The organism is Pseudomonas sp. R1-18 (assembly GCF_051132095.1).
Lineage (GTDB): Bacteria > Pseudomonadota > Gammaproteobacteria > Pseudomonadales > Pseudomonadaceae > Aquipseudomonas.
Map to the genome: position 1 here is coordinate 475,401 of NZ_CP071658.1, position 18,039 is coordinate 493,439.

The 18,039-nt window shown below is 58.4% G+C and carries 13 protein-coding genes, 1 tRNA gene and 1 pseudogene; 2 read left to right on the forward strand and 13 right to left on the reverse strand.

Annotated elements, in window-relative coordinates; translation table 11 throughout:
• The 10 genes from pqqD to J3P77_RS02180 all read right to left on the reverse strand — a co-directional run bounded on the left by pqqD (position 1) and on the right by J3P77_RS02180 (position 10,404).
• Entirely contained in the window at positions 1 to 279 is a 279-nt protein-coding gene (gene pqqD / locus J3P77_RS02135; RefSeq protein WP_434679307.1) for a pyrroloquinoline quinone biosynthesis peptide chaperone PqqD, read from the reverse strand.
• A complete protein-coding gene (pqqC, locus tag J3P77_RS02140) occupies positions 276 to 1,031 on the reverse strand; it encodes a pyrroloquinoline-quinone synthase PqqC (RefSeq protein ID WP_434679308.1) in 756 nt (251 codons plus the stop codon). The genes pqqD and pqqC overlap by 4 nt, the downstream gene beginning before the upstream one ends.
• A gap of 46 nt (positions 1,032 to 1,077) precedes the next feature.
• Positions 1,078 to 1,989 carry a pyrroloquinoline quinone biosynthesis protein PqqB gene (pqqB, locus tag J3P77_RS02145; protein ID WP_434679309.1) on the reverse strand — a complete coding sequence of 304 codons (912 nt, stop codon included), beginning with the start codon at positions 1,987 to 1,989 and terminating at the stop codon, positions 1,078 to 1,080.
• Positions 1,990 to 2,083: 94 nt separating this feature from the next.
• On the reverse strand, positions 2,084 to 2,158 hold the full coding sequence (gene pqqA, locus J3P77_RS02150; protein WP_010444206.1) for a pyrroloquinoline quinone precursor peptide PqqA: 75 nt from the start codon (positions 2,156 to 2,158) through the stop codon (positions 2,084 to 2,086).
• A gap of 122 nt (positions 2,159 to 2,280) precedes the next feature.
• Entirely contained in the window at positions 2,281 to 4,782 is a 2,502-nt protein-coding gene (gene pqqF / locus J3P77_RS02155; RefSeq protein ID WP_434679310.1) for a pyrroloquinoline quinone biosynthesis protein PqqF, read from the reverse strand.
• 62 nt (positions 4,783 to 4,844) lie between these two features.
• Entirely contained in the window at positions 4,845 to 5,645 is an 801-nt protein-coding gene (locus J3P77_RS02160) for a carbon-nitrogen hydrolase family protein (RefSeq protein ID WP_434679311.1), read from the reverse strand.
• A gap of 15 nt (positions 5,646 to 5,660) precedes the next feature.
• The gene (locus tag J3P77_RS02165) at positions 5,661 to 7,340 is read right to left on the reverse strand and encodes a flavin monoamine oxidase family protein (protein ID WP_434679312.1); all 1,680 of its coding nucleotides are present in this window, start codon (positions 7,338 to 7,340) and stop codon (positions 5,661 to 5,663) included.
• Between the two features lie 144 nt (positions 7,341 to 7,484).
• Positions 7,485 to 7,946: an Lrp/AsnC family transcriptional regulator gene (locus J3P77_RS02170; RefSeq protein ID WP_434679314.1), complete on the reverse strand. Its 462-nt coding sequence runs from the start codon at positions 7,944 to 7,946 to the stop codon at positions 7,485 to 7,487.
• Positions 7,947 to 7,955: 9 nt separating this feature from the next.
• Complete coding sequence (locus tag J3P77_RS02175; protein WP_434679315.1) at positions 7,956 to 9,029, reverse strand: FUSC family protein; 1,074 nt, start codon at positions 9,027 to 9,029, stop codon at positions 7,956 to 7,958.
• 241 nt (positions 9,030 to 9,270) lie between these two features.
• The gene (locus J3P77_RS02180; protein ID WP_434679317.1) at positions 9,271 to 10,404 is read right to left on the reverse strand and encodes a Fic family protein; all 1,134 of its coding nucleotides are present in this window, start codon (positions 10,402 to 10,404) and stop codon (positions 9,271 to 9,273) included.
• A gap of 266 nt (positions 10,405 to 10,670) precedes the next feature.
• Here J3P77_RS02180 and J3P77_RS02185 point away from each other — a divergent pair, with 266 nt between their 5' ends.
• A complete protein-coding gene (locus tag J3P77_RS02185) occupies positions 10,671 to 10,922 on the forward strand; it encodes a helix-turn-helix transcriptional regulator (protein WP_434679318.1) in 252 nt (83 codons plus the stop codon).
• A gap of 284 nt (positions 10,923 to 11,206) precedes the next feature.
• Positions 11,207 to 14,758: an AAA domain-containing protein gene (locus J3P77_RS02190; protein ID WP_434679320.1), complete on the forward strand. Its 3,552-nt coding sequence runs from the start codon at positions 11,207 to 11,209 to the stop codon at positions 14,756 to 14,758.
• Between the two features lie 219 nt (positions 14,759 to 14,977).
• Here J3P77_RS02190 and J3P77_RS02195 read toward each other — a convergent pair.
• The 3 genes and pseudogenes from J3P77_RS02195 to J3P77_RS02205 all read right to left on the reverse strand — a co-directional run.
• Positions 14,978 to 15,260 (reverse strand): annotated as a pseudogene (locus J3P77_RS02195) (site-specific integrase); the annotation flags it as partial.
• Positions 15,261 to 15,387: 127 nt separating this feature from the next.
• Positions 15,388 to 15,464 (reverse strand) — tRNA-Ile (locus tag J3P77_RS02200).
• A 15-nt stretch (positions 15,465 to 15,479) separates the two neighbouring features.
• Entirely contained in the window at positions 15,480 to 17,969 is a 2,490-nt protein-coding gene (locus tag J3P77_RS02205; RefSeq protein WP_434679321.1) for an EAL domain-containing protein, read from the reverse strand.
• Positions 17,970 to 18,039: the final 70 nt, after the last annotated feature.

The window sequence follows — 18,039 nt, forward strand, 5'->3', positions numbered from 1 at the left end:
TCAGTCAAGATTGATCCAGTGCTTGTCGTGGGCGACCTTCATGAAGTCATCAACGTCGAAACCCAGCTCAGGGATGTTGGGAAACTTGCGCTCCAGCTCGCCGATGATGGCGGCAATGCTGCGTTGCCCGTCGATCAGCTCGCCGATCCAGCCAGCGCTGTCGTTGAGCTTGATCATGCCTTCGGGATACAGCAACACGTTGCCTTTCTGGGCTGGCTCGTACTGAAAGCGATAGCCCTGGCGCCAGACAGGAACGAGCTGACGATCGAACTTCTTCATAAAGCAATCCCCTTATGCCAGACCCGCTGGTCTGTGACGCTGTGATACGGCGGGCGGTTCAACTCGTAGGCCATGCTCATCGCATCGAGCATGCTCCACAAAATGTCGAGTTTGAACTGCAGAATCTCCAGCATGCGCTGCTGGCTCTCGTAAGTAGTGTAGTGCTCAAGCGTGATCGCAAGGCCATGTTCGACATCGCGACGTGCCTGCGACAAGCGCGTGCGGAAATATTCGTAGCCGTTCGGGTCGATCCACGGGTAGTGCTGCGGCCAGCTGTCCAGACGCGACTGGTGGATCTGCGGCGCGAACAGCTCGGTCAGCGAGCTGCTGGCCGCTTCCTGCCAATTGGCGCGCCGCGCGAAGTTTACGTAGGCGTCGACGGCGAAGCGCACACCCGGCAGCACCAGCTCCTGCGAGCGCATCTGGTCGGGATCGAGACCGACGGCCTGGCCCAGACGCAGCCAGGCCTCGATGCCACCGTCCTCACCCGGCGCGCCGTCATGGTCGAGCAAGCGCTGAATCCACTCGCGACGCACTTCGCGGTCGGGGCAGTTGGCCAGAATCGCGGCATCCTTGAGCGGGATGTTGACCTGATAATAAAAGCGGTTGGCGACCCAGCCCTGGATCTGCTCACGGGTCGCGCGGCCTTCATACATCGCCACATGAAACGGATGATAGATGTGGTAGTAGGCACCCTTGGCGCGCAGGGCCTTCTCGAATTCGTCGGGGGACAGTGCAGTGACTTCGCTCATGTCGGTTCCTTGCTCCAAAAGAGGTTCCAAGACGTCGGGCTTATGGCTAGAGTTCGATGCTCATACCGTCGAACGCGACCTCGACGTTGCGGCGAACCAGCTCGGCGCGCTCCACGGAGTCTTCGTCGAGGATCGGGTTGGTGTTGTTGATGTGGATCAGCACCTTGCGCTGGTCCGGGAAGCCTTCGAGCACTTCCAGCATGCCGCCCTGTCCATTCTGCGCCAAGTGGCCCATCTCCCTTCCGGTTCGAGTACCGACGCCGCGGCGCTGCATCTCGTCGTCTTCCCACAAGGTGCCATCCACCAGCAGGCAATCGGCGGCGTGCATTTTTTCGCGCAGGGCGTCGTCCACCTGGCCCAGGCCGGGCGCGTAGAACAGCTTGCCGCCGGTGCGGGTGTCTTCAACGATCAGACCGATGTTGTCACCAGGGTGCGGATCAAAACGATGCGGTGAGTAGGGCGGTGCGGCACTGCGCAGCGGGAACGGCGTGAAGCGCAGGTTGGGACAGGCCGGGATCGTGAAACTGCCTTGCAGCTCGATTCGGTTCCAGGTCAGGCCGCCGTTCCAGTGCTTGAGCATCTCGAACAGCGGAAACCCGGTGCTGAGGTCTTCGTGGACCATATCGGTACACCAGACCTGGTGCGGGCAGCCTTCACGCAGGCTGAGCAGGCCGGTGGTGTGGTCGATCTGGCTGTCCATCAACACGATGGCACTGATGCCGGTATCTCGCAGCGCGCGGCCCGGTTGCATGGGAGCAAAGCCTTGCAGCTGGGCCCGGATATCCGGCGAGGCGTTGCACAGCACCCAGTTCACGCCATCGTCGGAAATCGCGATGGACGACTGGGTCCGCGCCTGCGCGCGCAAGCTGCCATCGCGAAAGCCCGCGCAATTGACGCAGTTGCAGTTCCACTGCGGGAAACCGCCGCCGGCGGCCGAGCCTAGAATCTGGATGTACATGTCAGCTTCCTAACGTGACCTGAAACGCAAAATAAAGAACCGCTGCAACAAATAAAAAAGCCCCGGCGAACCGAGGCTTTCCTGCGCTTTGAAATCAACGGTTAGCGAAGTACATGGTGACTTCGAAGCCGATACGCAGATCGGTGTAAGCAGGTTTAGTCCACGACATAGGAGACTCCTTCATTGAGTACAGCGGTGGGTGACATCATCTTAGTGCGCCCGTGGGGGAATACGTTCAGATGGTTAGGGAGCTATGTTACTCAATTTAACAATTTCGTAGTGCCAGAATCTTCATGAAAGACCGTTACCGTTCAGGTAAAGATCCGGCCAGGCGCTCGGAGCGGGACGATTGGCCAGGATCAGCCAGCCTGCTGCGGCGCCTGCCAGATTGCGGGCGGCCTCGGTTAATCCCTCGCAATCCAGCGCTGCCAGTGCGTTGCGCAGCTGGATGAGGTAATTGTCATCGTGGCCTGCCAGATGCGCTTGCCAAAGGAGCTGGGCCAGCTGTTCGTTCGGCAGAGCATGCGGGTCGAATTGTGCGATCAGGGCGCGCTTCTGCTCTTCCAGGTCGGCGACCGCGATCATTTCCGCAATACTGTCGATCAACGTCTCGATATGCCGCACCAGCTGTTCGGCGCCACAGGCGGGCGACTGAACCCCGAACAAAAGACCGGTTAGCCCGCCGATCTGACGCAGGCCGCTGAACACCGCGTAACCCAACTGAAGTTCCACGCGCAGGCGCTGGTAGAACGGCCCTTGTACCAAATGACCGAGCATACGCCAGGCGGCCTCATCTGTGATGGATGCGCCAGCCGTCGGGCAGAACACCAGCACGGCATCCTCTGAAGATTCTGTGGCTTCATTCAGCCAGCATTTGCCGGGTTGCCGCTCAATGAGCCGCAATGCTCCGGACTGCGGGCTGCCGGGAGCCAGGCTCAACGCCGCGCGGACTGACGGTTCGTCGGTTGGCGGCAGGCCAGTGACAAACGCCGACCATCGGGCACGGGACCAGATTGTTTGCGGATCATCCGCCTGAGAAGTGGTTTGCGCTGCCACGACCCGATCCGGCAGCACCTTGAGCAATTGGCGGATCGGTATCAAAGGCGGCTCGCTGTGGGCGGACGTGTACCGGGCCAGGGATTTTGCGTCGGCCGCTACTAGCTGGCGCAAGACATGTTCGATGATTGCGACCATCGGCTGGCGAATGCCATTCAGCTTCATCTCCCAGTAAGGGCCGTAGGCGCTGAATGACAGATCGACCCCAGCCTGCCGTGCGTCCTCGCTGGTCGTTTGCAAGCTCTCATTGAGCATGCGCCACACGCGAGGCTGGGCGTCGGCCAGCTGCCATCGCAGGAACACCGCTGCTTCGTCGCTCTGCGTCGGCAGGGCGCGATGGAAAACCACCGAGTCAGCTGTTTGCGGAACCGGCGTGGCGTCAGTGCGCGCTGGCGCTAGCAGGAACGGGTTGGGTGGCGGCAGTTGCCATTTCACCGATGCGTCTGCATCGTCTTGAAGTGTTTCCGGACCGAGCAAGGATTCAGGCGTCAGTTGCGCGATGAGCGCTTCCAGCGCCGAGCGGCCGTTCCGGCTCAATGTGCCGGGCAAGTCACGACAGTAATGATGCGCCAGCTCCAATGCACCGCAGGTCTGCAACCTGCGTTGCTGCATGGCACCGAACTCGGCGACCCGTTCAGGCCAGTGCAGCTTGAAGAACGCCAACCAGCTGAAGAACAGCCGGGCGACAGCGTTTCGCTTGTCTGGCCTGGACCCCTGGAAGTCGATGTCCAGCAGCAATTGGCCGTTGAACTGATACAGCGGCGCGGCTTTCAGCGAACTGATCAAGCCTCTGTTCACCAGTTCGCTTTTCAATCCACCAGGTTTGGGCGTATTCAGCCAGTGACAGAGATACGCTACGGCCTCATCAGCCTGCGCGGGCAGCCCTTCGCAGGCGAACAGCAGGTGCAGCCGATCGTTGTGGGGGAGGTTTCTTGTGCTCTTGCCGTCCCTGTCGCGCGCAGGCTCCCTCTCACATGAATCGGGCAGACCTCCGTGGAAGGCAGCTTGCTCGCAATTGCTTGCCTGGAATGGAGCAGCCAACAGCGGAGGCGCTTGCCTGGCGGCTGGTTCGCCTGTCCTGAACACCGCGCCGTGTTGAGTCGCCAACTCTCTTAACGCGACCAAGGGCTGTGGCCCGGCCAGGCACAGCGTCAACTGCCCGGCCTGATAGAAGCGGACGTAAAAGTCCTTCAGCGCCTGCTGAAACGCCGGGTTGGGTACAACAAGGCTGTAACGGTTACCGGCGTGAAAGCCTCGAAGCGGATGCCGCGGATTGAGCGACGTCAATAGATCGGTCTGGTGACGCGCTTCAGCGTCGCGGCTCCAGGCAATGAACTCTGCGTGCAACACCTCACGCTCGCGAAGCTGATCAGCCATGTTCATACGAGGGTTGGCGAGCATGTCACACAGGCGTTCCACTCCCTCGGCAAACGCCGCCACCGGCAGCTCGAAAAAGAAATCGGTGGTGCGTTCCCGGGTGCTGGCGTTGATCTGCCCGCCGTGGCGCTGCACGAAGGTCATCAGCTTCTGGTCGGCGCAAAAACGCTCGGTGCCGAGAAAGAACAGGTGCTCAAGAAAGTGCGCCAGCCCCGGCCATGCAGCAGATACATCGTGGCTTCCGGCCGCCACCCGCAACGAAGCCGCGCAGCGCTTGAGCCGTGGCGCATGGCACAGCACAACCTTCAAGCCATTGCCCAAGGTGAATCGTTCAGTATCCAGGGTGTTCAGCGCAGGCATGACCGCTTCCGCAACGCATTTGAAAGACAGGACGCCATGCTAGCGGATAACCGCCTGGCTGGTCAGGCTTTGATCAACGCACCATAGAGTTCGGGTCGCCGGTCGCTGAGATACGGGTTGAGGGTTCTGGATTCGCTGACCCATTTGCGGTCCAGCGTGGCGAGCGCGAGGGTTTCATCACGTCCGGCGAGCGCAGCGCGACTACCATCCGGCGCGCAGATGCTGCTCTGCCCGCAATACTGAATATCGCCTTCACTGCCGCAGTAGTTGGCGTATACCAGATAGCACTGGTTCTCGAAGGCACGGGCACGTACCGTCACTTCGCAGACAAAATCGTAGGGCGTCATGTTTGCGGTCGGCACCAGAATCAGTTCCGCGCCGGCCAAGGCAAGGCGTCGGGTATTTTCGGGAAATTCGACGTCGTAGCAGATCAACAGGCCGACGCGCCAACCGTTCAGTTCGACCACCGGAAACTCATCGCCTCCGGCAGCGAATATGGCTTTGTCCAGACCGCCGAACAGATGGGTCTTGCGGTAGTTGCACAGGCTGTGACCGCCAGCGTCGATCAACTGCGCCGCGTTGTAAATCTGCCCATCGGCGCCCAGTTCCGGATAGCCATACACGATAGCGATCCCATTGGCCTGCGCGATGGCCGCTACCTGCGCCGCCGCCCGTCCATCCCGCGCCTGCGCCAGACGGGTGACCGCTTCGGCCCCAATGTTGTAGCCGGTCAGAAACATCTCCGGGCAAATCAGCAATTGCGCGCCCTGACGCGCGGCCGCTCGGGCCTGCTGCTCCAGCCTCAGCAGATTGCCGTCGACGTCCAGCGCAAGCGGCGGACATTGATAAAGCGCAACGCGCATGATGGTTTCCTTCTGTCAGTTGGGCAGCGCGATGGGGCCGATGTCACGGAACACGTCGCCCGGGCCCGGGTTCTCGGCGTGGGTCTTGCCGCCGAAGTGGGTCATGATGCCCCATACGGCGTTCAACGACGTCTGTACCGCGCCCTCGACCCAGGCTGGGGTCCAGGACACGTCATCACCGGCAATGAACATCCCGCGTTGCTCGCTCGGCATGTCCTGCTGCATGAAATGCGCGTACATCCGTTGGTTATAGCGGTAATGGCCCGGCAACGCGCCTTTGAAGGCACCGAGGAAATGCGGATCCGCCTCCCACGAGACAGTAATCGGGTCGCCGATGATTCGCGCCGCGATATCCACTTTCGGGTAGATCTTCTTCAACGCATCGAGCGCCAGTTTTACGCGCTTGTCGATGGGCTGCGGCAGCATTTTCAGCGCATCGCTCATCCACGAATACGACAGGCAGATCACGCCGGGCTTGTCGTCGCCGTTATCGAACAGATAGGTGCTGCGGGTGAGGCGGTCGGTCAACGTCATGCTCATCAGGTCGCGACCGGTTTCCGGGTCCTTGTCCTTCCAGAAAGGTCGGTCGACCATCACGAAGGTTTTCGACGACTGCATGTAACGGGTGCGGTCCAGCGCCATCCACATCTTCTGTGAGAACAGCGACTCTTCGCACTCGATCTGCGTGGTCAGCAGCCAGCTCTGGCAAGTGGTAAGCACCGCCGCGTAGTTGCGGGTGTCGCCCCAGTTGTCAGTCACCGCCAGCGTGCCGTCTTGCGCACGGGCAATGCGTTTTACGCCAGGTCGTGGCGCGCCACGGTGCAACGACGACAGGCTGGTGCCTTTCGGCCAGTGAACGCAGCGCTCGGGTACGTGATTCCACAGCCCTACTGGAACCTGCTGCACGCCACCGACGATCAGGTGTTGATGCTCGTCGCAGTTGGTCATCACGACGCGAAAGATCTCCAGCATGGAATTGGGAAAGTCCGAGTCCCAGCCGCCAGTCCCGAAACCCACCTGACCGAATACTTCGCGGTGGTAGAAAGACAGCTTGGCGAATGCCTTGGAGGTGGCGACAAAGTCGTAGAAAGTGCGGTCGTCCCACAGCGGCACCAAGGTATTCCACAGCTCTTTGAGGCGCGGAACGTCACGGTCGCGGATGGCCTGCTGAATGTCGGAAAACTGCGCGCCGGTCTCAAGGGCATCCGCCCAGGCGTCGGCGACTTCCTGAAAGAGGTCCGGCAAGTCCGAGAGCATTTGCGCGTAATGCGTCGTGCCTTCGAGGTCGATGACGGTGCTGCCGGACGCCGCTGTCAGAGGGTTGGGAAAGGGTCTGGACTCAAGCCCGAGCTTGTCGACGTAATGGAAGAACGCGGTCGATGACACCGGAAAGCGCATTCCGCCCAGCTCGGCGATGATGCCCTTGGCGCCCTCGAATTCTTGGGAGCGCAGACGGCCGCCCATTTTCGAGGCCTCGTACACCACCGGCTTCAGGCCCAGCTTCATCAGCTCATAAGCGGCAACCAGCCCGGCGATGCCAGCACCAATGATCGCCACTTCGCTGCCATGGTTTTCCTTTGGAATACTGCCCAGCCCGGCGGGATGCTCGATCCAGTCATCGAAAGGAAAGGGGAAGTCCGGACCGAAGATCGTGATTGGCTTCTTGCCGTTTGCGGGGTGGCGATTGGTTTTCATGAACGACCTTGTTCTGGCAACTGCGAAAGGCATCAGTCTAGTGAAGGTCGAGGAAGTTAATAAGACGCAATGTGTCGTCGTTATGCATGGCTACGCTGCAAAGTGACGAGCCAGACAGTCATTTTGCAGCGGTCGGCTGATTGATCAGACTGGCTGACCCCGATCGATCTTGCTGCTGAGGATGATCGACGTGGTGGTCTTCTCCACACCGTCGACACTGCCGATCAGGTCCAACAGCTGGTCCAGCTGCTCCGGTGAGTCGGTGCGCAGCCAGGCAACATAATCGAATTCACCGCTCACAGCGCACAACTGCTGGACCTGAGCGATGGCGCTGAGCCGGCGCACGACTTCCTTCCCCGAGCGCGGCTGCACGGTAATGCCGACATAAGCCTGCAAACCGCCATCCACCACGCGCTGGCTGAGCCGCACACCATAGCCGCTGATGATCTTGCTGCTTTCCAGCCTGGCGAGCCGAGAGGTCACGGTCGTGCGCGCGATACCGAGCTGGCGAGCCAGGGTCGCGACGCTTTCGCGCGCGTTGATCTGCAAGGCCGCAATGAGTTGGCGGTCGATGTCATCGAGCATGGGGGCGCGTAGTTCCGGCACGGCCATTCCTCAGAACTTCCAGCGCTTGGCCGTTTTGGCCAGGCGCGCCTGCAGACCATCGAGGTTATGCGCCAGCTGAACATTCATCAGGTGGTAGCCAAGCAGTTCGGCGGGCACCGGCGCATCTGGCTCGGGGGACGCGGTTTCGGCAGGCCTTGCCAGACGCTCGATGGCGCCGGTCTGCAGAGCGCGCGCCATGCCGATCAGTTGCCGACGGATCTGCCGATAGTCGGCGTCCAGCGAGGCTTTCAACGAACTGCCTGCTGCTTCATCAAGATTCGTCGGGCGAATGTTGGCCAGGATCTCCAGCGTGCTCAGGCACATGCGGAAATGCCCCTGAATGGCGTCCAGTTCGACCATGGAAATCTTTACTTCTTTGGACACCGAAGGCAGCAGCGAGCGCAACTGCAACATCGTGCTGTTGAGCCGGGCAGTCAGTTTCAAGTGTTCATCGGCAGTCACCGGCTGGCCCTGGCTGATACGGCCATAGACCTTGGCGCAATCGCGCAAGCCGCTGGCCAGGTTGTAACGCCAGGAAAACACTGCATACAGCGGCAGCGCGAAGGAAAAAGCCAGCGCCAGGGCGATCCCTATCAGGATATCCACCGTGCGCCACAGCCCGTCGCTGATCGGGTTGTAACCGTGACCGGCGACGATGAACAGAGTGATCGCCGACAGCAACGCCGTATAACCGCCCTTGCCAATGGCGTGATAGGCAAAGAAACCGCACATCACCGCCATCATCGAATACGTCAGCAGCGGCATCTCCAGATAACCCTGCTGCACCACCACAAACAGCCCGAGCCCCGCGCCGATCAGCGTTCCATACGCCCGCTCGACCGACTTCTTGCCAATATTGCCGTGGTGCTGCAACCCACCAATCACGATAAGCATCGTCACGGATGCCCACTCGCCATGCGGCAGATTCAGGCCGGTAGTCAGCAGAATGGTCACCAGCAAACCCACCGCAATCCGCGCCGCATGAATCAGCCGCGCGTGCCTGTAACGGCGGTACGGGTCCAGCAACGGACGCAGAACAGGGCGGAGCCAGGAAGGTATGAAAACAGAGCGCGAATTGGTCATGCGTTAAAAGACCGCAAGGGAAGGGAAGAAGTCCGTGATTGGATGTTGATGGGCGGTAGTAAGCCACATCGGGAGCTGGAATAGGAGTAGGTGAGCGGGGCCGGCCGGGTTCTTTGCACCGAGCCCGCGTGGACCTCTGGGGAAATTGATGAGGCTGCCGATAATTCCCAAAAAGAGACCGAAGGGGCCTTTTCAGGGACTGTTCCGGCATCCATGTACTTTCAGTTTTCCATTCCGGTTTTTACGTCCCTGGCGACCAGTTAACCCGGTAACGAGTGCTACGTCCTGCGCCCGGCAGGCGAGTCAGGCACTCTTTTTTGAGCAAGTCGGCGAGGTGGCGAGTGGCGGTCGCTTTGGAAACCTTTGCAACTGCCTGATACTGGGCCGCGTTAATGCCTTCCTCAAAGCCACGCTCGCCCCCGTCAAGCAGACGGTTTAGCACTTTGACCTGTTCGGCGAGCAAACCGTCTCCACGATGCAATTCCCAAAAACGGGTCTTGGCAAGTACGCGTTCAATGCGCAACAGCGCATGTTCCATACTGCGCAGCAGTGTGAGCAAAAACCATTCAAGCCAGGCGGAAATATCAGGCGTGCCTTTCTGGCTGGTTTCCAGAATGTGGTAATAGCCAGATCGGTCGCCGAGAATGCTCACCGACATGGCATAGAACCGGATCGCCTGTTGATCGCCTTGGGCCAGCGCAAGATCGGTCAATGCGCGCGTCATGCGGCCGTTTCCGTCATCGAAAGGGTGCAATGTCACAGACCAGAAATGAGCAATCCCTGCTCGGATCAGGGGGTCGATATTCGGATCGTTCCGGCTGACGGTAAACCAGTTCAGGAAGTCGGTCATTTGCTGGTGCAGAACCGCGCGTGGTGGTGCTTCGAAATGCACGGTAGGGCGGTCGATCCGTCCGGAGATCACTTGCATGGGCTCATCGCCACGCAGCTGCCCGACGCGGATTGGGTTGGCGAGCAGACTGTTGTTCGTTGGGAACAGCCACTGATGCCACGCAAACAGACGCTCAAGCGTAAGGGGTTTATCGTGCCGGCGAGTTGCATCCATCATCAGCTCAGCCAGGCCTTCGCTGCGTGGGCTCGGCTTGCCCTCGTCAGCCAGGCCCAAGCGGCGAGCCAAAGAGGAGCGCACCGAAGCTGCGTTCAGTTGCTCACCTTCGATAGCGGAGGAGGTGATGATGTTCTGTAGCATTGTGTCGAGGCTTTCCAGCAACTCGGCACTTCCACCAGCCACACCCGACATGCCAAGCAGACGGCCCTGTGCCTTGGCGCACTCACGCAACAGCGGTGCAAGGCGCTCGCCGTCCCAATGAAAACGCGGCCAGTCAGAGTGCTGCCAGATCCAGAGCTTTTCAGACATAGATAATCCCGTCTGAGCCGAATACCGGATTTAATCGGCTCACATAATGAGCCGATTGTGGCGTGTAATCGGCTCAGCGTCCAGACGGGATGAGAGATGCTGGTCAGGCGCGTATTCGAACCGTTGAGCAAAGGATTACGAGTCGGCTGAAAATGCTGCATGCCTACTGACCCTCGCGATTCAAACTCAGTCGCCCGCATCTGCTGTGACTTTTTTGAGCGTTCCTTATACGTTACATTCATCTCAATTTGTTACGTATATAGAACATGGACTATTTTCTGATTGCATCGCGTCTTGGCGAGCAGATTCGGCAGCGCCGCCTTAATCGAGGCCTTACGCAAGCCATGCTCGCGGCACTGGCCGCTGTCACCAGGCAAAAGATCATCGCCATCGAGAAGGGTGATCTGTCGGTAGGCATGACGGCGTATGCACGAGTGGTTGGAGCTCTGGACTGTGAACTAGCGGTCATACCTGCCGTTATGCCCACACTGGATGATATTCAGGGAATCTTCGACTAGCCGTCATCCTGATGCAGGCGGTGATCTCCGAGGGGCATAGCGGGAAGATCCTGATTAGCGCAGGTTGTTAGCGCGAGTGACCGAGCAGGCGCCGCAGGTCACTGCGGGGGCTTTTACTCTACCCTGCCTGAGCAAACTGAACGCTTTGGCCCACCGAGCGCCCTTAACGTAAGATCGCCTACATTAAGGTGATCTCTGCCTCAAACTGTCTGGGACGGCAATGGCCGGCAGGCTTCTATTTGCACGTGTGGCGGTATTGCTGCGCGGATTAAAGAATCAGGACGATGAACGATAACGCTCTTAAATTTGCACAATACTGGCGCAACTCCCTGGCGGATGCCGAACGAGGTCAAGGTGGCCTGCGCGTAACTGACCTTAAAGAATTTATCCGTCTCCCTGTTAGCATCCTGCACTCAGGAACGGTAGGAGATGAAGTCGTCGAAGCGCTTTTTGCCGGCGAGTCAGAGCAAACGAATACGGTCGAGGTGACGGTTAGACCAATGGTCTACCGGGCCCAGCTAGAGCACGGTGTAGCAAGCGGCGATAGCCGCCCGGCTGTTGTTACCCCCATCGTGAGTCGTGCCTTGGTGAGTCGTGACGGTCAGCTTTTTCCGACAACAAGCACTGTCATTCCACGAGATATTTTGGAACCGCTCGAGGCCGGTTCTTTTGCGTTAGGGACTGTCGAGAACGTAGACATTTTTTTGACCGAAAATCCGGTTCAGCACTTTGATCCGCCTGCAGATGGCGGCAAGCCAGATGATCACTGGTATGCCGAGCACTGGAGTAAATATCTGCAGTTCTGCGATCGGTTTCTAGCTCAGGTCGGGCAAGGGTGGCCCGGCACGGAGGATCGATTCCTGCTGGGGAACGAGTGGTACCTCTTCAAGGAGCAGAAGATCGACGGTGCTAGCCAGCATATTGTTCGGCTATACGATCACCTGCGGACGGTTGATCCGTCAGTGCCGCTCTTTGAGCGTTATGCCGAGCAGACTCCGCGCGCCCTTGAACCATGTCTGCCGACAACCGCCGGTTTTGCTGCCCGCCTGGGGCACGCTAGCGACACTCACTCATTGGCTGTCGCTCAGCGCGATGCGCTGACTCATCTTTTGGTTGCAGATGACGGCGATATCCTAGGGGTAAATGGACCACCTGGCACCGGCAAGACGACCCTGCTGCTGTCTGTGGTCGCTTCACTGTGGGCTAAAGCCGCATTGGCAGGTGCCGAGCCGCCGGTAATTGTTGCTAGCTCCACTAACAATCAGGCGGTAACCAACATCATTGACGCCTTTGGTAAAGATTTTTCGACCGGTAATGGGCCATTTTCGGGACGCTGGCTACCAGACATCAAAAGCTTCGGCGCTTATTTTCCCTCTTCGTCTAAAGAGGCAGAGATGGCTGAGAAGTATCAGACGCGCAGTTTTATTGAGGCAGTTGAGTCCGCTGACTATCTGGCAAAAGCGAAAAGTACCTACCTTGGCAAAGCTACAGACGCTTTTCCGACTGAAAATCAACTGACTATTCAAGTAGCGGTAGATCGACTGCAGCAAGAGATCCAGGCTCGAGCCAGGACACTTGGAAATATTGAGGCAGCCTGGCAGGTTCTGACCAAGGCCCGTGAAGCTGTGCGTGTTGAGCTGGGCAACGACCCACATGCGCTCCTTGAGAAGCGCCGACATCTGGTGTCACGTCAAGCCACTTATCTCGCTGGCATCAGAGGCATATCTCTAGGCTTCGAGCAGTACTTGGCTAATGAGTCGGTTTTGTTTGCATTATTCAGTTGGCTGCCTCCTGTGGCCGACAAGCGATTGCGATTAGCCAAGCTGTACATCAAGTCAAATCTGCCGTCGGGCGAAAGTGGTTCCTTACAGACGTTTCACGATGACTTGGAGGCGTTGGACTCTTGGAGCAGTGTCCGTGACATAGAGAATGGGTTGGTAGGGTGGAGTTCCAAAGCTGCTGCTCTCTTGGCGGCTTCGCAAGCACTCCTACTAAAAGGTGAACAGGTCATAGCCGATGAACAGCGCTGTGTATCAAATTGGGGCTCTGCGCTGGCAGCGTTGAGGCTGCCCCTTGGGTTAGACGAGAAAAATATCCGCATTGAGGATTGCGATGCGCTGGCTGATACACAGATACGCTTTCCGATTTTCTTACTGACTACGCATTACTGGGAAGGACGCTGGCTGCTGGAGGTCGAGGAGTCGCTGGAGGAAATTCTTAAGTCAGGAAAGAAAAACGGCCGTAAGACGCTCGAAAAGCGCTGGCGTCGTTGGATGAAGCTGACTCCTTGCATCGTATCGACCTTCTTCATGCTGCCCAAGGAAATGAAAGGTAGCAGGCATGATGGAAATGGTCTGGTACTGGACTATATGTACAATCTTATCGATCTGCTGATTGTTGACGAGGCTGGCCAGGTATTGCCTGAGGTCGCAGGGGCGTCATTTGCGCTCGGTAAGCAATCTTTGGTTATTGGCGACACGCTACAGATAGAGCCTATCTGGTCTGTCCCTGCGTCGGTCGACATTGGTAATCTCGTTAGCGCCGAGTTGCTTCCCCGTAATGATATTGCTCACTCTTATGATGTGCTTTGCTCCACTGGTAAAAGCTCTGCTTCGGGCAGCGTGATGCAAATTGCTCAAGCCGCTAGTCGGTATCACTATGATGCAGACATGGAGCGAGGCATGTTTCTCTATGAACATCGTCGGTGTTATGACTCCATCATCGATTACTGCAACAGACTCTGTTACAACGGTAAATTACAGCCTAAGCGCGGCGTTAAGCCGGCGGTAGGGCTCCCAGGGCTTGGGTATCTGCATGTCGATGGTCTTTGTCAGCAGAGTGGCGGTCGCAGTCGGATTAACCGACTGGAGGCCGAAACTATTGCCGCTTGGCTCGGAGCTAACCGTGCTCAACTTGAAACCCAGTACAAGAAAGATATCTCTGAGATTGTGGGGGTCATTACTCCCTTCGGTGCGCAGACTCAAGTGATTGCCGACGCTTGTAGTAGTCGGGGCATAAAAACAGGCAAGGGGAATGGGGAGCTAACGGTTGGCACCGTGCACTCATTCCAGGGCGCAGAACGCCCTGTTGTAGTATTTTCTGCCGTGTACTCCAAGCATGCCGACGGTGGCTTCATAGACCAGCGCGAGAGCATGCTGAATGTAGCAGTGTCGCGAGCCAAAGATAGCTTTCTGGTATTTGGCGATATAGATGTTTTCGGTGCTGTGGTTCCTACAAAACCACGCGGGTTGCTGGTCGATTATCTGCTGCGCGATTCTGCCAGCGAGCTTCATTTTGACTATCAGCCTCGCACTGATTTACACACTACCTTGACCAGGCTGGAGCACCTGCATGAAGCTGCTGAACACGATAGGTTTCTGTTGCAAACGCTGAACAGCGCATTGCGAGAAGTGCACATTGTCACACCGTGGCTTCTACTAGACCGCATTAAAGAAATTCGTGCTTGGGAGGCTATGCTTGAAGCAGTAAAACGAGGCGTCCGAGTCTCTATATATACGGACTTTGAATTTAATATTAAAAATCAGAATAACGCCTCCGAGGCTACTACAAGGCGGACTTATTTCAAGCAGGCAATTGATGCGCTCAGAGAACAACGTATCGACGCGCATTTGATGCACAAAGTTCACAGCAAAATCGTGATGGCCGACGATAATCTGCTTTGCATCGGCTCGTTTAACTGGTTCTCAGCTAGTCGCAAAGAAGAGTATGCGCGTCACGAGACCTCCATGGTCTATCGAGGGCCCGACGTTGTCAGCGAGATTGAGGTCAATCGGCGCAGTCTTACTAAACGCATGCTCTCTGCACAGACAGTTTGACCTAAGCCAATCGACCAGATGACGGGGCGACTCTCCACATAATCCGAAATATGGATTCTTCATTCCACGTTATGAAGCTTGAACAGGTGACTCACCAAAGCCGGCTCCAGCCGAACGGTGTTGTTGCTCCTGGGTTGCCGCCGTTGGTCAGCGAACCGAGATGAGTATCGCCATAGTTCACAATCACCTCGATGACAAAGCGGCAAGGGAATATTTTCGCAGGGTGCCGGATCAATTGCTCAGCTTTGGTGGCCTCGTCTGCCTGCGTGGTGGGATTCTTGGCGGGGCTGACCTCGCGCAGGTATCGCTGCAGGGCATTTTCGAGTCTCAGTCGCTCGGATCCGCTGCGCTGGATATACACCTCGCACCATTTCATCCTCGGTGCGCTGTGACCAATCCTCGGCGTCGCGTTTGGTACGAAAGGCTTTGGCTACTGTTGGCCAGCCGGTTTACGGATCAAAGCCTTCCAGCTGCCGGAAGGGGCCTTAACTAGTGTCGCCATCTGAGAGGACTCCACGAGTGTACTGGCGCACCAGCACTGTACCGATTTTGCACCTTTGGACCATAGGACTGTATCTGACGTGTTTACCCCAGAAACACAAAAGCCGCGCAATGCGCGGCTTTGGAGTTGGTGGGCCCACACGGACTCGAACCGTGGACCAAAGGATTATGAGTCCTCTGCTCTAACCAACTGAGCTATAGGCCCTCAGTAGGCCGCGGATTATAACGACGGTTTCGCGGCTGTGCTATCCGAAAAGTCGGAAAGGTTCGTCGGAAGAAAATTGGCGCAGAAGGTGTCCGGGTGCAGGGGCAGGCTGACGATGTAGCCCTGGATCTGTTCGCAGCCTTCGGCAGCCAGGAATTTCTGTTGTTCGGCGTTCTCGACGCCTTCGGCGATCACGGTCAATTGCATGCTGCGTCCGAGTGCGATGATGGCGCGGACGATGGCGGCGTCGTGGGTGTCCTCTGGCAGGCCGCGGACGAAGGACTGGTCGATCTTGAGGATGTCCAGCGGCAGGCGCTTGAGGTAGCTCAGCGATGAGTACCCGGTGCCGAAGTCGTCTATTGCCAGCTGAACGCCGAGTTTCTTCAGCTTATGCAGCACGGACAGCGCTTCTCCGGTCTGGCTCATGATGAAATTTTCGGTGATCTCCAGCTGCAGGCACCCGGGCTCCAGGCCGTTGTCGTCCAGCAACTGCTCGATGCGTCGGACCAAGTTGGGCTGGCGCAGCTGGGCGCCGGCAAGGTTCACCGAAACCGCCCCGAACGGTTGGTAGGTCTTGCGCCATTCGAACATCTGGCGGCAAGCGCTTTCCAGCACCCAGTCTCCGATCTGCAGGATCATGCCGTTCTCTTCCGCCAGCGGGATGAAGTGCTCAGGCGGGACTTCACCAAAGATCGGGTGGCTCCAGCGTATCAACGCTTCAGCGCCCACCAGTTGGTTGGTCAGCAGGCTTATCTTCGGCTGGTAGGACAGGCTCAGCTCGTTGCGCTCCAGCGCTCTCCGGAGCTCCTGCTCAAGGGCGATCCGCTCGCTCGCCTGCGAGGTAAGGTCGCGGGTGTAGCTTTCGATCCGGTTGCGGCCCTTGGCCTTGGAGCGATACATCGCGGCGTCGGCGTTCTTGACCAGTGTGGCGACGTCGGTGCCATCCGTGGGGAAAAGGCTGCTGCCGATGCTCGCGCTCATGAAGAACTCGTGCTCGCCGGCCTGGAAGGGTGCGCTGAAACATGCGAGCAGCTTGTTGGCGATGGTTTCGGCGTCGCTTGGCTGAAGAAGCCCCGGAAGCAGCACGATGAATTCGTCGCCGCCGAGTCGCGCCACCGTATCGATGTCGCGCAGGTTCTCTTTGAGGCGTAGCGCGATGCCCTTGAGCAGCAGATCGCCGACCGGATGGCCGAGGCTGTCGTTGATGTGCTTGAAACGGTCCAGATCCAGAAACAACACCGCGCCGAGGCTGCCCGACTCTTCACTGTGCAACAGCGCCGTCTGCAGGCGGTTCTCGAACAGGGTGCGGTTCGGCAGCCCGGTCAGCGGGTCGTGATGGGCCTGATAGTCAAGGCGCGCCTGAGCGTGCTTGAGGCTGGATATGTCGGCGAACACGGCGACGAAGTGCGTGATGGTCTGGTCCTTGCTGCGCACAGCGCTGATCGTAAGCCAGCTGGGGTACAGCTCACCGTTCTTGCGGCGATTGCAAATCTCGCCCTGCCAATGGCCCTCGGCCGTCAGCTGGTACCACATGGCCGCGTAGAACGCGCTGTCGTGCTGGCCCGAAGCGAGGAGGCGAGGGGTGTGGCCGATCGCTTCCTGTTCGCTGTAGCCGGTGATCTCGCTGAACGCCCGATTGACGGCGTTGATGCGCTGCGAGGTGTCGGTAATCAGGACACCCTCGGCTGTGCTTTCGAAAACCGTCGCCGCCAGATGCAGCTTTTCCTGCATCTGCTGACGTTCAGTGATGTCGCGGGTGATGGTCAGAATGCAGTCCTCGCCCCCGATCAGCACCGGGTGCGCCGACAGCTCGCATATCCGCAAGCGCCCGTCGGCGCCGCGGATCTGTACCCGGAAATCACGAACGAAGCCGTGTCGCTTCAATTGCTCACGTAGATGCAGTCTTTCTGTCGGGTTGGCCCATAGGTCCAGGTCGAATGTCGAGCGGTCCAGGCACTGCCGCTCGCTGTAGCCGGTCAGGCGGCTGAACCCCTCGTTGACCTCCACGACCATGCCGTCATGCTCACGGGTAATCGCCATGCCATCGGGCGAAGCGTGGAACGCTTTGGCGAACTTCTCTTCAGAGAGCTGCAGCTGTTGCTGCGCCTGCTTGAGCGGGGTGATGTCCCGGATGACCACCAGCACGGCTGGAATGGAACTCAGGTCGAAGGGCTCGGCGGAGATAAGCCCGGAAAATGTTCGACCGTCCTTGCGCCGCAGCGGCATTTCCAGATTGCGGATATTGCCCTTTTGCAGTCGCTCGATCAGCGCGGGTCCAACCCCGGGTACTGCCCAGAGGTTGATCTGGGCAGGCGTCTTGCCGACCACTTCCTCTGCAGTCAGCCCGGTCTGTTCCACGAAGGCTTTGTTGGTGTCCAGAATGCTGCCGTCCGACAGGCGGGCGATCATCATGATGTCCGGGCACTGGGCGAACACCGATGCAAATTTCCCCTCGGAAAGACGCAATGCTTCTTCAGCCTGTTTGCTGTCACTGATATCGATCATTAATCCACGCATAAGTGGCTCACGTCCGTGCTCTGTCAGGCTGTGATCTTGCGGGGTCGTGACATGGACT

Bases quoted from the DNA above. Each gene is read 5' to 3' on its own strand.
- pqqD (WP_434679307.1), bottom strand. From the start codon at position 279: ATGAAGAAGTTCGATCGTCAGCTCGTTCCTGTCTGGCGCCAGGGCTAT.
- pqqC (WP_434679308.1), bottom strand. From the start codon at position 1,031: ATGAGCGAAGTCACTGCACTGTCCCCCGACGAATTCGAGAAGGCCCTG.
- pqqB (WP_434679309.1), bottom strand. From the start codon at position 1,989: ATGTACATCCAGATTCTAGGCTCGGCCGCCGGCGGCGGTTTCCCGCAG.
- pqqF (WP_434679310.1), bottom strand. From the start codon at position 4,782: ATGCCTGCGCTGAACACCCTGGATACTGAACGATTCACCTTGGGCAAT.
- J3P77_RS02160 (WP_434679311.1), bottom strand. From the start codon at position 5,645: ATGCGCGTTGCGCTTTATCAATGTCCGCCGCTTGCGCTGGACGTCGAC.
- J3P77_RS02165 (WP_434679312.1), bottom strand. From the start codon at position 7,340: ATGAAAACCAATCGCCACCCCGCAAACGGCAAGAAGCCAATCACGATC.
- J3P77_RS02175 (WP_434679315.1), bottom strand. From the start codon at position 9,029: ATGACCAATTCGCGCTCTGTTTTCATACCTTCCTGGCTCCGCCCTGTT.
- J3P77_RS02180 (WP_434679317.1), bottom strand. From the start codon at position 10,404: ATGTCTGAAAAGCTCTGGATCTGGCAGCACTCTGACTGGCCGCGTTTT.
- J3P77_RS02185 (WP_434679318.1), top strand. From the start codon at position 10,671: ATGGACTATTTTCTGATTGCATCGCGTCTTGGCGAGCAGATTCGGCAG.
- J3P77_RS02190 (WP_434679320.1), top strand. From the start codon at position 11,207: ATGAACGATAACGCTCTTAAATTTGCACAATACTGGCGCAACTCCCTG.
- J3P77_RS02205 (WP_434679321.1), bottom strand. From the start codon at position 17,969: ATGATCGATATCAGTGACAGCAAACAGGCTGAAGAAGCATTGCGTCTT.